Here is a 12,726-nt window from a genome sequence, read left to right on the forward strand (position 1 = left end):
CCGGAGCAAGGGCGCAAATGCAGAGCTTCCGTCACGTCGGCCACCCGGACCGCCACGCCGCGAGCGGGTTGACCCAGATCACGTCGCGGGGAACGTCCGGGTGCCAAGCTGGCCGGCGAGCCGCGACGGGAGGGTCGGGAAATGGCTTCCGCCTTTGAAAAGCTGAAGGCCACGCTGGCCGATCTGCAGGACGAGATCGAACGCGACCTCGCCGAGCGCCGCGCCAATCTGCGTTATCGCTACGAGCGCGGCAGGGTCGTGTTCGAGCAGGACGTCCGCGCAAAGCACCGCGCCGCACGCGTGCGCCTGGGGGATTTCCTGCGCGCCGCGCGCCCCGCAGTGATCCTCTCGGCCCCGGTCGTCTATTCGCTGATCCTGCCGTTCGTGCTCATCGATCTCTGGGTCAGCCTCTACCAGGCGATCTGCTTTCCGGTCTACGGCATCCAGAAGGTCCGCCGCGCCGACCACATGGCCTTCGACCACCGTCACCTGGCCTATCTCAACGGGCTCCAGAAGCTGAACTGCCTCTATTGCAGCTATTGCAACGGCCTCGTGTCCTACATCCGCGAGGTGGCCGCACGGACCGAGCAGTACTGGTGCCCGATCAAGCATGCACGGCGGCTGGACGGGCCGCACGAGCACTATCCGGACTTCGTCGATTACGGCGACGCGGAGGCCTTCGGCAGCCAGTCGGCCCGGCTGCGGAAGGCGCTGCGCAAGTAGCCCGGCCGTGCCGGATCAGAGATTGTCCTGCTGCGGCATCCCGAGGACGTGGTAGCCGCCATCCACGCGGACGATTTCGCCGGTGGTGCAGGCGCCATAGTCCGACAGGAGATAGACCGCCGTGCCGCCGATCGCCTCGAGCGTCGCGTTGGCGCGCAGCGGCGCATTGGCCTCGGTATGGCGGAAGGTGGCCCGCGCGCCGCCGATCGCGGCCCCGGCCAACGTCTTCATCGGGCCGGGCGAGATCGCGTTGACGCGGATCTTCTGCGGCCCGAGATCGTTGGCGAGGTAGCGCGTGGCGCTTTCCAGCGCCGCCTTGGCGACGCCCATCACGTTGTAGTTCGGCGTCACCCGGTTCGACCCGCCATAGGTCAGCGTAACGAGGCTGCCGCCTTCGGGCATCAGCTCCGCCGCGCGCCGCGACACGTCGATGAACGAGAAGCAGGAGATGTCGAGCGACTGCTTGAAATTCGTCCGGCTGGTGTTGATGAACCGGCCCGTCAGCTCGTTCTTGTCGGAAAAGGCGATGGCGTGGACGAGGAAGTCCATCGTCCCCCAGCGGTCCTTCAGCGCCGCGAAACAGGCGGCGAGGCTGTCGTCGTTCGTCACGTCGACATCGACGAGGAAGTCCGAGCCCACCGAGGCCGCGAGCGGCTCCACCCGCTTGCCGAAGGCCTCGCCCTGGTAGGAAAAGGCCAGTTCCGCGCCCTCTGCCGCGAGCGCCGCGGCGATGCCCCAGGCGATCGACCGCTCGTTCGCGACACCCATGACGAGGCCGCGCTTGCCCTGCATCAGTCCGGCCATGTCACATCACCCGAGATATTTGCTCATCACGAGCGTTGCGTTGGTGCCGCCGAAGCCGAAGCTGTTCGACAGGACGCTGTCGAGCTTCACGCCCTCGCGCAGTTCGGTCACGATCTCGGCCGGGTCGAGGGCCGGGTCGAGGGTCGTGACGTTGGCCGAGGCGGCGATGAAGTCGCCGTTCATCATCAGGAGCGAATAGATCGCCTCATGCACCCCGGTGGCGCCGAGCGAATGGCCGGTGAGCGATTTCGTCGAGGCCGTGGGCGGAGTCGAGCCCTTGCCGAAGATCCGCCGGATCGCCTCCATCTCGGTCACGTCGCCGACCGGCGTCGAGGTGCCGTGCGAGTTGATGTAGTCGATCTTGCGCCCCTCGGGCAGCGTCGAGAGCGCGAGCCGCATCGAGCGTTCGCCGCCCTCGCCGGACGGAGCCACCATGTCGTAGCCGTCCGAGGTGGCCCCGTAGCCCGTGACCTCGCCGTAGATCTTGGCGCCGCGGGCGAGCGCGTGGCTGAGTTCCTCCAGCACCACGACTCCGCCGCCGCCGGCGATGACGAAGCCGTCGCGTGTGGCGTCATAGGTGCGCGACGCGGTTTCCGGCGCGTCGTTGTACTTCGACGACATCGCGCCCATCGCGTCGAAGAGGCACGACAGCGTCCAGTCAAGCTCCTCGCCGCCGCCGGCGAAGACGATGTCCTGCTTGCCCATCTGGATCAGCTCGGTGCCGTTGCCGATGCAATGGGCGCTGGTCGAGCAGGCCGAGGTGATCGAATAGTTCACGCCCTTGATCTTGAACGGCGTGGCGAGGCAGGCCGAGTTCGTCGACGACATGCAGCGGGTCACCATGAACGGCCCCATCCGCTTCGGCGCACCTTTCTCGATGACGATCCGGTGCGCCTCGAAGAAGTTCGAGGTGGACGGCCCGCCCGAGCCCATCACGAGGCCGGTGCGTTCGTTAGAGACGTCGCTTTCCTCGAGCCCGCTGTCGGCGATCGCCTGTTCCATGGCGAGGAAGTTGTAGGCCGCCCCCGGCCCCATGAAGCGCAGGTTGCGCTTGTCGATGTGATCCTCGAGCACGATTTGCGGCATGCCGTGAACCTGGCTGCGGAAACCGTGCTCGGCGTATTCCGGGGCGAACACGATGCCCGACTTGCCGGCGCGCAGGGACGCTTCCACCTCGGCGGCATTGTTGCCGATGGGCGAGACGATCCCGATCCCGGTGATGACGACGCGGCGCATAGGCGCACTCCTTTCTTGGGGGTCAGCTCGCCGAGAGCGCGACCTTCATGTCCTTCACGAGATAAATGGTCTCGCCATCCGCTTCAACGCGTCCGTCGGCCACGCCCATCGTCAGGCGGCGGGTCTGCACGGCCTTGGTGAAATCGACGTAGTAGCGGATCATCTTGCGGTCGGGCCGCACCATGCCGGTGAGCTTCACTTCGCCCACGCCGAGCGCATAGCCGCGACCTTCCCAGCCGCGCCAGCCGAGGTTGAACCCGGTGAGCTGCCAGAGCCCGTCGAGACCGAGGCAGCCCGGCATGATCGGGTTGCCGGGGAAGTGGCAGGAGAAGAACCAGAGGTCCGGCGTGATGTCGAATTCGGCAACAACATGACCCTTGCCGTGCTCGCCGCCATCGGCGGAGATGTCGGTGATCCGGTCCATCATCAGCATCGGCGGCTCGGGGAGCTGGGCGTTGCCCGGACCGAAGAGCTCGCCGCGCGCGCATTTGAGCAGCTCTTCCTTGTCGAAGCTCGTCGGATATCCGGCCATGCTGCCTGTCCCCATCTGGCAATTCCGTATCAGCCCCCTCTAACACCCGGTTCGGGCTCAGGGCAAGGGCGCTGGCTGGTGGGCGCAGGGCCGCGAAACCGATTGAAAACCGCGGCTCCCGCGGCCTATATATCCCTTTGCGAGGACGACTGGACCCGGACGGTTGCAATGGAGACACTTGCGGCGAAACGCGGAACGCGCTGGCTGGCGCGGGCGGGGCTGAGGCCGACGCGCCAACGGCTGTCGCTGGCGACGCTGCTCGTGGGCGACGGCAAGGACCGCCACGTCACCGCCGAGAGCCTGCATGCCGCCGCGAGTGCCGCGGGCGAGCCGGTCTCGCTGGCGACCGTGTACAACACGCTCCGCGCCTTCTGCGAGGCCGGGCTGATCAACGAGATCTCGGTGGACGGCTCGCGCAGCTATTTCGACACGCGGCTCGACGATCACCCGCACTTCTTCTGGGAGGAGGAGGGCCGGCTCGTCGACGCGCCGGTCGAGGATCTTGAGATCGCGAGGCTTCCGGACCTGCCCGAGGGCGCGGAACTGTCGCGGGTCGATGTGGTGATCCGGCTCAGGAAAAGCTGAGCGCGACCGGCTACCGGCACCTCCGACGGGTGCGCCCCTACGGAACGCATTGCGACGTCATTGCCTGAATCCGACGGCAGGGGTCTGGCGGAGTCAAGCCCTGCCGCCATAACGGCGCGTCCGCCCTACTCCACGCAGCGGCATCAGAAGCTCGCGGGACCGACCCGACAGGTTAGATCCGACACGCGAACATCGCTACTCGCGGTCGGGAAGGCGGATTTTCGCCGATCTGACAATGATTTCCCGAACAGCTCGGGGAACTTCGCACATCCGGCTGCGTTCATTCGCTGAGCGGCCGGGAAGTCTGCACATCGCGGGCTCGACGGGCGCCGAAAGTGACCTGAAAAGGAGATTATGATGTTCAGAACGCTTGCAGTGACCACCGGCATTGTCGGACTACTCGGTTCGGGTGCCGCGATGGCGATGGAGTCGACCGCTACCACGGATCTCAACCTGCGGATGGGTCCGGGTCCGAACTATATCGTCTCGGCCGTTATCCCCGCCAACGCCACGGTCGAGGTCGAAGGGTGCGTCGACGCCGCAAACTGGTGTCAGGTCACCTTCGACGGTCAAACCGGCTGGGCATACGGTGACTACCTGACGACGAAGGTCGGCGAAGAGATGGCGGTGCTCACCGTGGATCGCGCCAAGACGGAAGTCAAAACCGTTGTCCACGAGGACACGAGCGAACGTTCCGCCGCCATCGTCGGCGCGATGGGCGCCGTGGCCGGCGCGCTGATCGCCGGCCCTCCGGGCGCGGCCGTGGGCGCCGTCGCCGGAGCCGCGACCGGGGGCATGGCCGATCCGGGCGAAACCGTGACGACCTACGTCACCGAACATCCCGTCGAATATGTCTATCTGGACGGCGAAGTCGTCGTGGGCGCCGGTATTCCGGAGACCGTGACGATCCATCCGGTGCCGGAGAGCGAGTACTCCTACGCCTATGTGAACGGCGTGCCGGTGGTTCTGAACTCGGCCGACCGCACCATCGTCCACATCGTTCGCTGACGCCCCCCTCGTCGCGATACGGAAGGCGGCCCCCTCGCGGGGTCGCCTTTTCTTCATCGGCCGCGCAAGGTCAGAACCACTGGCCGGGCTCCATCAGCCCGAGGTCCATCAGCTGCTGCGAATGCCAGTCGAACCGGGCCGAGTTGTGCCATACGAAGCTTTCGATCTGGGCGGCCGACGCGGGATTGGTCTTCAGCGCCTTCGCCGTCCTGAACGAGGCGATTACCGCGGTCAGGTTGTTGTGCCACTCGCAGGCGTAGGTGTTGCACTCCTCGATGTTGAAGGTGTGATCATCGCGAAGCTGCAGCCCAGGCTGCGCGCGGAACAGCGCGATCCGGTCGATCTTGCGCCGGTCCCACGGGACGTGCTGCTCGAAGCGCCAGCGCAGGCCGCCAAAGAAGTCGAGCTGGCGGTCCTTCGGCCTTCCCGCCGCCGGGTCATGCCGCGAAAGCGCGTAGTAGCCCGACTGGTCGAGCATCGCCTCCTCGCGGCTGACCGCATTGGGGAACCGGCCGAGATCGGGCGCGTAGAGGTCGACGACGTAGCAAAGCATCGCGTCGCGGCGCTCCTCGGCATGGAAGGTCAGCAGTTCGCGGACCGACCGGTGCTCGCAGAACGGGAAGAACAGGTACTCGGCATTGTAGCAGTAGTAGAACCAGACGGTCGGCGGCGCGGCGGCGATGATCGCGTTCACGACCGGCGCGATCCCCTCGCCGGCGCGGCGCTCGTGGCGGACCCAGTGCGCCGCCGTCTCGGCCTCGGCCGGGATCTCGATGTCGGCAGAGAGGAACACGATGACCCCGGCGAAGCCCGCCTTCGCGTGGTGATCGACGGTCGAGGCAATCTCCACCGCGTCCTCGGCGAAGATCAGCGCGACGGGGCCGCGGGCGAGAAGCGGGCGGCCCCGGGAGAGGAAGTCGTTGAGCGAGGCGAAAATCATCGGCAGTCCCGTCCGGCATCGAAGCGGGCGCAGATTTGAGCAGGGGCGCGGCGAATGCAAGCCGCCCCGGCGATTGCGGGCGGACGCGGTTTGCGTTAGGAACCGCCGATCCCGCAGGAAGTCCGCCATGTCCGCGCCGAAGAAGCTCTACATCAAGACCTACGGCTGTCAGATGAACGTCTATGACAGCGAGCGCATGGCCGAGGCCATGGGCGCCGAGGGCTATGTCACGACCGAGGTGGCCGAAGAGGCCGACATGGTGCTTCTCAACACCTGCCACATCCGCGAGAAGGCCGCCGAGAAGGTCTATTCCGACCTCGGGCGCCTGCGTCCGCTGAAGCTCGCCAAGCCCGATCTGAAGATCGGCGTCGCGGGATGCGTCGCGCAGGCCGAAGGCGAGGAGATCCTGAAGCGGATGCCGCTCGTCGACCTCGTCGTCGGACCGCAGAGCTACCACCGCCTGCCGGCGATGGCGAAGGCGGCGGACGCCGGCGAGAAGACCGTCGACACCGACTTCCCCGAGGAGGACAAGTTCGATCACTTGCCCGAGCGGCCGAAGGCGGCGATGCGACCGACAGCGTTCCTTACCGTGCAGGAGGGCTGCGACAAGTTCTGCGCTTTCTGCGTGGTGCCCTATACCCGCGGCTCCGAGGTCTCGCGCCCGGCCGAGCGGATCATGAAAGAGGCGCGCGGCCTCGTCGAGAAGGGCGTGCGCGAGATCACGCTCCTTGGCCAGAACGTCAACGCCTATCACGGGGCCGGGCCTGACGGCGACTGGTCGCTCGCCCGGCTGGTACGGGAGCTCGCGAAGGTCGATGGGCTGGAGCGGATCCGCTACACCACCTCGCATCCGAATGACATGGAGGACGACCTCATCGCCGCCCATGGCGAGGAGGCCAAGCTCATGCCCTACCTGCACCTGCCGGTGCAGTCAGGTTCCGACCGCATCCTCAAGGCGATGGCGCGCAAGCACACGGCCGACGACTATCTGCGACTGATCGAGAAGATCCGCGCGGCGCGACCGGACATGATGATGTCGGGCGACTTCATCGTCGGCTTCCCCGGCGAGACGGATGCCGATTTCGACGCCACGATGGCGCTGATCCGCGCCGTCAACTACGGCATGGCCTATTCGTTCAAGTATTCCGCCCGTCCCGGCACGCCGGCGGCGGAAAAGCTCCCCGTCCCGGCCGAGATCGCCGACGCCCGGCTCCAGACGCTGCAGGCGCTGATCACCGGGCAGCAACGCGCGGCGCAAGAGGCGATGGTCGGACGCGAGGTCTCGGTGCTCTTCGAAAAGCCCGGACGGCTGAAGGGCCAGATGGTCGGCAAGTCCGACTATCTCCATGCCGTGCATGTCAGGACCGACGCGGCGCCGGGAGAGATCCGGCGGGTGAGAATCACCGCCTCCGCCCCGAATTCTCTCGCGGGCGAGATCGCGGCGGAGTGACCGGCGCATTGCCCCGGCAGGCGCGCCGGGAAACGCGGCGAAATATCCGGCTGAATCACGATGTGACACGGAATCTGTCACACTCGAACACATATTCGTCGTCAATACTTGCGTTAATGGAGAACCAGAGGCACCATTTGTAGAGGACCTCCAGTCAAAGGAGACTTGCTTGGGCATCAGCGCCTTGACCCCGCCGCCGCGTCCGGAAGACCTGCACGAGACCCTTCTGGAATTTTCCGACAATCGGCTCCTGATCGACCTGTGCGGCGAATTCGACCGCAATCTGGCACAGATCGAGCATCAGTTGGGGGTCCACATCCTGCGCCGCGGCAACCATGTCGCGGTGGTGGGAAGCGCCCAGGCGCGCGGCCTTGCCGCAGCGGTCCTCCAGACGCTCTACGGAAAGCTCGAAACCGGCCGCCCGATCGACGCGGGCGAGATCGACGCGGCGATCCGCATGGGCGAAGGCGCCACCGCGGTCCCGGCGAGCCTCGACGAGCAGCTCGAGATGTTCGCCGGCGGCAAGTTCGAGATCCGCACCCGCAAGAAGCAGATCGAACCCCGGACCGAGGCCCAGAAGGCCTATGTAAAGAACCTCTTCTCGCACGAGATGGCCTTCGGCATCGGCCCCGCGGGCACCGGCAAGACCTACCTCGCCGTCGCTGTCGGCGTTACCATGCTGATCGGCGGCCATGTCGACCGGATCATCCTGTCGCGCCCGGCCGTCGAGGCGGGCGAGCGGCTTGGCTTCCTGCCCGGTGACATGAAGGAGAAGGTCGACCCCTACATGCAGCCGCTCTACGACGCGCTGAACGACTTCCTTCCGGCCAAGCAGGTCATCAAGCTGATGGAGGAGAAGCGGATCGAGATCGCTCCTCTCGCCTTCATGCGTGGACGGACGCTGTCCAATGCCTTCGTGGTGCTCGACGAGGCGCAGAACGCCACCACCATGCAGATGAAGATGTTCCTCACCCGGCTTGGCGAGGGCAGCCGCATGGTGATCACCGGCGACCGCACCCAGATCGACCTGCCGCGCGGCACCGCCTCGGGCCTGACCGACGCCGAACGCATCCTTGCAGGGGTCGAGGGCGTGAGCTTCAACTACTTCACCGCGAAGGACGTTGTGCGCCACGCGCTTGTCGCGCGCATCATCGAGGCCTATGACCGCGACGATGGAGCCGCTGGTTGACACTTTGATCGAGGATTCGCGCTGGCATGCCGTCGGGCTCGCCGGGCTTGCGGAACGTGTGGCAAGGGCAAGCTTCGCCGAGCTTGGCCTGAGCGAGACCGGGTTCGAGATCAGCCTTCTCGGCTGCGACGACGCCCGCATCGCCGAGCTCAACGCCGATTTTCGCGGCAAGCCGAAGCCGACGAACGTGCTCTCTTGGCCCGCCGAGGAGCGCGCGGCCGAAGAGGACGGCGACCTGCCGGTGCCGCCCGAGCCGGGACCGGAGGGGATGGCCGAGGAGCTGGGCGACATCGCCATCGCTTGGGAGACCTGCGAGCGCGAGGCGGCCGAACAGGACAAGCCGCTGGCCGATCACGTCACCCATCTTCTGGTCCACGGCGTCCTGCATCTGCTCGGCTACGATCACGTCCGCGACGGCGATGCGGAACTGATGGAGTCGACTGAAATCCGAATCCTTGCAAAAATGGGTATCGCAAACCCATATGACTGAACCGGCCGCACTCGGCCGGGCAAACTGGAAAGGAACGATGGGCGACAGCTTAGACGGGTCTACCATGGCGCAGGACGCGCCCGACCCCTCCGACAGTAGCGGGCAACGCGGCTTTTTCGGCCGGATCATCGATGCCTTCTCTCCTCCTGAGACCGATGCCGACGCAGAGGCCGAACCTCGCGAGGCGGCCTCCAGCGCCGCCGCGAGCCCTCGGCTGCCCGGTCTTGGCAACCTGCGCCGGATGCGCGTCGAGGACGTCGCCATCCCCAAGGCCGAGATCGTCGCGGTCCCGGTGACCGCCTCGCTCGACGACGTCGTCGGCAATTTCCGCGAATCGGGCTTCTCGCGGCTACCGGTCTTCAAGGGCACGCTCGACAGCCCGCTCGGGCTCATCCACCTCAAGGATCTGGCGCTCGACCAGGCGTTCACCGAACCGAAACCGCGCTTCAACTTGCGCAAGATGCTGCGGCCGCTGCTCTACGCGCCGCCCTCGATGCCGATCGGGATTCTCCTCCAGAAGATGCAGTCGGAGCGCATCCACATGGCGCTGGTGATCGATGAATATGGCGGCGTCGACGGGCTGGTGACGATCGAGGACCTGATCGAGACCGTGATCGGCGAGATCGAGGACGAGCACGACACCTCCGAGGACGGGCTCTGGACCGAGGAGAAGCCTGGCCAGTACATTGTCCAGTCCCGCGCCCCGCTGCCGGAGTTCGAGGCGGCGATCGGCACAAAGCTCGCCACCGAGGAGGAAGAGGACGAGTTCGACACGCTCGGCGGCCTCGTCTTCATGCTCGCGGGCCGGGTTCCGGCGCGCGGCGAGGTGATCCCGCATGACAGCGGCGCCGAGTTCGAGGTGATCGACGCCGACCCGCGCCGTATCAAGCGGCTGCGCGTCCGCCTGCCGCAGGCCATGCCCTGACGATGATGACCCAGACCGGCCGCCAGTCCGGGCGCGCGGCCCGCCCCGATATCCGTCGCCTCGCCCTCGCCGCCCTGCTCGGCGCGGGCGTCGCCATGGGCCAGGCGCCGTGGGACCTCTGGTGGGTCGCGCTGCCCGCCCTCGGGGTTCTCACCGCGCTCATTGCCGCGGAACGGTGCGGGCCGCGGATGGTCTGGCTCGGCTGGATCGGCGGGGCGGGCTATTTCGCCGCGGGCCTCTTCTGGATCGTCGAGCCGTTCCAGATCGACGCCGCGCGCGACGGCTGGATGGCGCCCTTCGCGCTTGTCTTCATGGCCTTCGGCATGGCGCTTTTCTGGGCGCTCGCGGGCGGCGTCGCGGCGCTCGGGCGCGGCCCGGCGACCCGTGCCATCGGCTTCGCGCTCGGCCTTGCCGCGACCGACCTCCTGCGCGGCTACATCTTCACCGGCTTTCCCTGGGCGCTCGTCGGCCACATCTGGATCGGTACGCCGGTCATGCAGGCCGCGGCTTTCACCGGCCCGATCGGCTTGAGTGCGCTCGCGACCTTCGCCGCCGCGCTGCCGATGCTCGGCAGACGGCCCGCGACCCGCGCGGGCCTCGCCGCGCTCGCGGTTCTCGCCATCGGCGCGGTCTGGGCCGCGGGCGCCGTCCGCCTCGCGGCACCCGAGCCGCAGCGCGACCAGCCGATCCGGGTGCGGCTGATCCAGCCCAACGCCGCGCAGGCGCTGAAATGGCGCGGCGACATGTGGCGCATCTTTCTCGACCGCCAGATGGCGCAGACCGCCGAACCCGCCGCGGCGCCGCTCGACCTCGTGGTCTGGCCGGAGACCGCGGTGCCGTTCCTGCTCGACGATGCCGGCGGGCTCTTCGCGCGGATCGCGGAAGCCTCCGGCGGCGTGCCGGCGGCCGTCGGGATCCAGCGCGTCGAGGGAATGCGCTACTTCAACAGCCTCGCCGCCGCCGATGGCATGGGCGAGGTCCACGCGGTCTATGACAAGTGGCACCTCGTCCCCTTCGGCGAATACATTCCCTACGGCGACATGATGGCCGAGTTCGGCATCTCCGCTTTCGCCGCGCGCGAGGGCAACGGCTATTCCCCCGGCCCCGGCGCGCAGGTCATGGACCTCGGCCGGGCCGGCAAGGTGCTGCCGCTGATCTGCTACGAGGCGGTCTTCCCGCAGGATCTGCGCGCGGCGCCGGAGCGCGCCGACTGGGTGCTGCAGGTCACCAACGACGCCTGGTTCGGCAATGTCGCCGGCCCCTATCAGCATTATGCACAAGCACGCCTCCGCGCGGTGGAACAGGGCTTGCCGCTCCTGCGCGCGGCCAATACAGGCGTGACCGCGGTGATCGACGCCAAGGGCCGGGTGCTGGACAGCCTGCCTCTCAATACCGAGGGCGTGCTCGACACCGAGGTACCGGCGGCGCTGGCGCCGACGCCCTATGCGCGGACCGGCGATCTGCCGATGGCGATCCTCCTCGGGCTCGGACTTGTCGCGCTTGGTGCTGCGCGGCGCCGACAATCGGATTGACCGCGCGGGCACGTGGGGATAGGAAGTTCCGTCGAACCGTCACAACGGCTTCCTGGCGTGGCGGGGATCATCCCAATGGAGCACTTTCATGTCCCGTCAGAACTACATCTTTACCTCCGAGAGCGTGTCGGAGGGCCATCCGGACAAGGTCTGCGACCGGATTTCCGACGCCGTTCTCGACGCCTTCCTGACTGAAGAGCCGAACGCCCGCGTCGCCTGCGAGACCTTCGCCACCTCCGGCATGGTCGTGATCGGCGGGGAGGTCGGCCTGTCCGACCAGGAGCGTCTGAAGAACTACATGGGCCGGATCGGCCAGATCGCCCGCGACTGCATCCGCGACATCGGCTACGAGCAGGACAAGTTCCACTGGAACACCTGCCATGTGCTGAACTTCCTGCACGAGCAGTCGGCCCATATCGCGCAAGGCGTCGACCGCGACGGTGCCGGCGACCAGGGCATCATGTTCGGCTACGCGGTCGACGAGACGCCGGAACTGATGCCGGCGCCGATCCAGTATGCCCACGCGATCCTGCGCCGCCTCGCCGAGGCCCGCAAGTCCGGCGCCGAGCCGAGCCTGCGCCCCGACGCGAAGTCTCAGATCTCGCTGCGTTACGAGGGCGGCGTGCCGGTCGAGGTGACCTCGCTCGTGCTCTCGACCCAGCATGCCTACGAGAGCCAGACCTCCGACGACATCCGCGCCATCGTCGAGCCCTATATCCGCGAAGTGCTGCCCGCGGAGTGGCTGACCGAGAAGACCGAATGGTGGGTCAACCCGACCGGCACCTTCGTGATCGGCGGGCCGGACGGTGACGCCGGCCTCACCGGGCGCAAGATCATCGTCGACACCTATGGCGGCGCGGCCCCGCACGGCGGCGGCGCGTTCTCGGGCAAGGATCCGACCAAGGTAGACCGTTCGGCCGCCTATGCCGCGCGCTACCTCGCCAAGAACGTCGTCGCGGCCGGGCTCGCGCGGCGCTGCACGCTGCAGCTTTCCTACGCGATCGGTGTCGCCAAGCCCCTGTCGATCTATGTCGACACCCACGGCACCGGCGTGGTCGAGGAAGCTGCGATTGAGGCCGCGGTGGCGAAGGTCATGGACCTCACCCCGCGCGGCATCCGCAACCATCTCGACCTCAACAAGCCGATCTACCAGCGCACCGCCGCCTATGGCCATTTCGGCCGCGCGCCCGAGGCCGACGGCGGCTTCTCCTGGGAGAAGACCGATCTCGTCGAGGCGCTGAAGAAGGCCGTCTGATCGTCGCGCCGGCGGCACGCGCCGGGGGGTTTGCACCCCCGGCCCCCCGCAGGGTAT

Annotated in this window: 13 protein-coding genes and 1 riboswitch; of the genes, 9 read left to right on the top strand and 4 right to left on the bottom strand. The window is 67.3% G+C overall.

All coding sequences use genetic code 11. The features are described from left to right. The first annotated feature begins 141 nt into the window (after positions 1-141). Positions 142-723, top strand: a complete 582-nt coding sequence (locus tag OEZ60_RS12805; RefSeq protein WP_263336767.1) for a hypothetical protein — start codon at positions 142-144, stop codon at positions 721-723. Between the two features lie 15 nt (positions 724-738). Here OEZ60_RS12805 and OEZ60_RS12810 read toward each other — a convergent pair whose 3' ends face one another. The 3 genes from OEZ60_RS12810 to fabA are packed head-to-tail and all read right to left on the bottom strand — an operon-like array spanning position 739 to position 3,295. Then, entirely contained in the window at positions 739-1,527 is a 789-nt protein-coding gene (locus OEZ60_RS12810) for an enoyl-ACP reductase FabI (RefSeq protein WP_263336770.1), read from the bottom strand. A gap of 6 nt (positions 1,528-1,533) precedes the next feature. Next, positions 1,534-2,763, bottom strand: coding sequence for a beta-ketoacyl-ACP synthase I (gene fabB / locus OEZ60_RS12815; RefSeq protein WP_263336773.1), 1,230 nt, complete (start codon positions 2,761-2,763; stop codon positions 1,534-1,536). Between the two features lie 22 nt (positions 2,764-2,785). Continuing rightward, complete coding sequence (gene fabA / locus OEZ60_RS12820; protein ID WP_263336775.1) at positions 2,786-3,295, bottom strand: bifunctional 3-hydroxydecanoyl-ACP dehydratase/trans-2-decenoyl-ACP isomerase; 510 nt, start codon at positions 3,293-3,295, stop codon at positions 2,786-2,788. 168 nt (positions 3,296-3,463) lie between these two features. Between fabA and irrA the strand changes: the two genes are divergently transcribed. Together irrA and OEZ60_RS12830 are read left to right on the top strand one after the other, a co-directional pair. Then, positions 3,464-3,880: an iron response transcriptional regulator IrrA gene (gene irrA / locus OEZ60_RS12825; RefSeq protein ID WP_263336777.1), complete on the top strand. Its 417-nt coding sequence runs from the start codon at positions 3,464-3,466 to the stop codon at positions 3,878-3,880. Positions 3,881-4,237: 357 nt separating this feature from the next. Then, positions 4,238-4,888 carry a DUF1236 domain-containing protein gene (locus OEZ60_RS12830; protein WP_263336779.1) on the top strand — a complete coding sequence of 217 codons (651 nt, stop codon included), beginning with the start codon at positions 4,238-4,240 and terminating at the stop codon, positions 4,886-4,888. A 70-nt stretch (positions 4,889-4,958) separates the two neighbouring features. Here the strand turns inward: OEZ60_RS12830 and OEZ60_RS12835 are convergent, their stop codons facing one another. Continuing rightward, positions 4,959-5,828: a hypothetical protein gene (locus tag OEZ60_RS12835; protein ID WP_263336781.1), complete on the bottom strand. Its 870-nt coding sequence runs from the start codon at positions 5,826-5,828 to the stop codon at positions 4,959-4,961. A gap of 127 nt (positions 5,829-5,955) precedes the next feature. On the opposite strand from OEZ60_RS12835, the gene miaB reads away from it, so the two are divergent. The 6 genes from miaB (at position 5,956) to metK (ending at position 12,669) form a co-directional block, all read left to right on the top strand. Further along, a complete protein-coding gene (gene miaB / locus OEZ60_RS12840) occupies positions 5,956-7,278 on the top strand; it encodes a tRNA (N6-isopentenyl adenosine(37)-C2)-methylthiotransferase MiaB (protein ID WP_263336783.1) in 1,323 nt (440 codons plus the stop codon). A gap of 169 nt (positions 7,279-7,447) precedes the next feature. Next, a complete protein-coding gene (locus OEZ60_RS12845) occupies positions 7,448-8,467 on the top strand; it encodes a PhoH family protein (RefSeq protein ID WP_263336784.1) in 1,020 nt (339 codons plus the stop codon). Continuing rightward, on the top strand, positions 8,451-8,957 hold the full coding sequence (ybeY, locus tag OEZ60_RS12850) for an rRNA maturation RNase YbeY (protein ID WP_263336786.1): 507 nt from the start codon (positions 8,451-8,453) through the stop codon (positions 8,955-8,957). The genes OEZ60_RS12845 and ybeY overlap by 17 nt, the downstream gene beginning before the upstream one ends. A 37-nt stretch (positions 8,958-8,994) precedes the next feature. Continuing rightward, positions 8,995-9,882 carry a hemolysin family protein gene (locus tag OEZ60_RS12855; protein WP_263336960.1) on the top strand — a complete coding sequence of 296 codons (888 nt, stop codon included), beginning with the start codon at positions 8,995-8,997 and terminating at the stop codon, positions 9,880-9,882. A gap of 5 nt (positions 9,883-9,887) precedes the next feature. Beyond that, positions 9,888-11,414, top strand: a complete 1,527-nt coding sequence (gene lnt / locus OEZ60_RS12860; protein ID WP_263336787.1) for an apolipoprotein N-acyltransferase — start codon at positions 9,888-9,890, stop codon at positions 11,412-11,414. A gap of 33 nt (positions 11,415-11,447) precedes the next feature. Continuing rightward, positions 11,448-11,497: riboswitch (SAM-SAH riboswitch) on the top strand. Positions 11,498-11,502: 5 nt separating this feature from the next. Next, positions 11,503-12,669 (top strand): methionine adenosyltransferase, encoded by a 1,167-nt coding sequence (gene metK / locus OEZ60_RS12865; protein ID WP_263336790.1) that lies wholly within the window; start codon positions 11,503-11,505, stop codon positions 12,667-12,669. Positions 12,670-12,726 lie beyond the last annotated feature (57 nt).

Source organism: Albidovulum salinarum, from assembly GCF_025673475.1.
GTDB lineage: Bacteria > Pseudomonadota > Alphaproteobacteria > Rhodobacterales > Rhodobacteraceae > Albidovulum > Albidovulum salinarum.

Coding starts and splice junctions, on each gene's coding strand:
- fabA (WP_263336775.1), bottom strand. CDS start 3,295: ATGGCCGGATATCCGACGAGCTTCGACAAGGAAGAGCTGCTCAAATGC.
- OEZ60_RS12830 (WP_263336779.1), top strand. CDS start 4,238: ATGTTCAGAACGCTTGCAGTGACCACCGGCATTGTCGGACTACTCGGT.
- OEZ60_RS12805 (WP_263336767.1), top strand. CDS start 142: ATGGCTTCCGCCTTTGAAAAGCTGAAGGCCACGCTGGCCGATCTGCAG.
- OEZ60_RS12835 (WP_263336781.1), bottom strand. CDS start 5,828: ATGATTTTCGCCTCGCTCAACGACTTCCTCTCCCGGGGCCGCCCGCTT.
- OEZ60_RS12810 (WP_263336770.1), bottom strand. CDS start 1,527: ATGGCCGGACTGATGCAGGGCAAGCGCGGCCTCGTCATGGGTGTCGCG.
- miaB (WP_263336783.1), top strand. CDS start 5,956: ATGTCCGCGCCGAAGAAGCTCTACATCAAGACCTACGGCTGTCAGATG.
- metK (WP_263336790.1), top strand. CDS start 11,503: ATGTCCCGTCAGAACTACATCTTTACCTCCGAGAGCGTGTCGGAGGGC.
- OEZ60_RS12855 (WP_263336960.1), top strand. CDS start 8,995: ATGGGCGACAGCTTAGACGGGTCTACCATGGCGCAGGACGCGCCCGAC.
- lnt (WP_263336787.1), top strand. CDS start 9,888: ATGACCCAGACCGGCCGCCAGTCCGGGCGCGCGGCCCGCCCCGATATC.
- ybeY (WP_263336786.1), top strand. CDS start 8,451: ATGGAGCCGCTGGTTGACACTTTGATCGAGGATTCGCGCTGGCATGCC.
- irrA (WP_263336777.1), top strand. CDS start 3,464: ATGGAGACACTTGCGGCGAAACGCGGAACGCGCTGGCTGGCGCGGGCG.
- fabB (WP_263336773.1), bottom strand. CDS start 2,763: ATGCGCCGCGTCGTCATCACCGGGATCGGGATCGTCTCGCCCATCGGC.